We start from the raw sequence: 1,218 nt of genomic DNA on the forward strand, positions 1-1,218 counted from the left end.
GATGCTGGCCAGGCCCGCGCGCAGGCGCTCGCGGGTGAGGTCCTTGCCTGCATTGCGCAGACCTTCGATCATGACGTGGGCGTTGAGCCATCCTTCCAGGCTGCTGCCGCTGGTCAGGTACGCGGGGTTGGCGCCCACGGCCTTCATGGTCGCCTGGAACTTGCGCACCACCACCGACTTTTGCGACGTGGCATCCGGGAACACCTGCGCCAGGGCCAGCCCGCGCGTGGCCGCCGCCAGCTTGGGCATTTCGGAAGAAACCACCGCCACCGACAAACCCGCCAGCGGCACGCCCTGGGCCTTGGTCCGGAATGCCAGCACGAAAGCCGTGTTGGCCGTGCCGGTGGTGGCCAGCAGCACGGCGCCGGGGCGCTCGGCAGCCACCTTGTCGGCCAGTTCGGCCGCGTTCTTGCCGTCCACCGCCAGGGCGAACTGGCCGGCGCGCTCGACCTTGGCGCTGTCCAGCGCCAGCGACATGTCCTTGAGCACCTCTTTTCCAAACGGGTTGTCGAGGTAGACCACCGCAATGCGCTTGAGGCCCATCTCCACCACCTGCTTGACCAGGCGCTGGCTTTCATCGCGGTAGCTGGGGCGCACGAAAAACACATGGCGCTGCTCGGCGCTGCGCAGCGAAGGCGCACCGGTGACCGGCCCCACGGTAGGGATGCCCTTGCTTTCGATCAGCGGCAGGATCGCGGCCGTGTTGGCCGTGCCCAGCGGCGAGATGAGCGCGAAGACCGTCTGGGCCTCGAGCATCTCGGTAACGTTCTGCAGGGTGCGGCTGGCCACGTAGCCGTCGTCCTTGGCCTCCATGCGGATTTCGCGGCCATGCACGCCGCCGGCCTGGTTCAGCTCGGCAAACGCGGCCTTCATGCCGGCCACCTGTTCGATGCCCGCCTGCCCCAGCGGGCCCGACAGCGCGATCGAGCAACCCAGGTTCACATGCCGCGCCGACATCGACTCTTCCGATGCCCACGCGATTTGCGTCCAGGCCGGCAGGCCGGTGATGGCGGCGGCCTGGGTGGCACGCAACAGGAATTGACGACGACTCATGGTGTAACTACGCCCGCAACAATGGAACAGCGGCGCAGGCTAACGAGGTCACCGCCCATCCACTGTCAGTTCAGCGACAGGGTTGTTGCCGCGCGACATCCGCTGCACCGCGCAGGCGCGGTCAGGCCGCGGCAGGGGCTCAGTCCACGTCCAGCAGGGCTGGCA

At 67.9% G+C, this 1,218-nt stretch carries 1 protein-coding gene; it reads right to left on the reverse strand.

The window, feature by feature from the left end; all coding sequences use genetic code 11:
• Positions 1 to 1,053 (reverse strand): ABC transporter substrate-binding protein (locus tag ACDELDRAFT_RS22690; protein WP_005801382.1); only part of this gene is annotated, 1,053 nt, incomplete at its 3' end.
• Between the last annotated feature and the right edge of the window lie 165 nt (positions 1,054 to 1,218).

It is taken from the genome of Acidovorax delafieldii 2AN, assembly GCF_000175235.1.
Taxonomy (GTDB): domain Bacteria; phylum Pseudomonadota; class Gammaproteobacteria; order Burkholderiales; family Burkholderiaceae_C; genus Acidovorax; species Acidovorax delafieldii_B.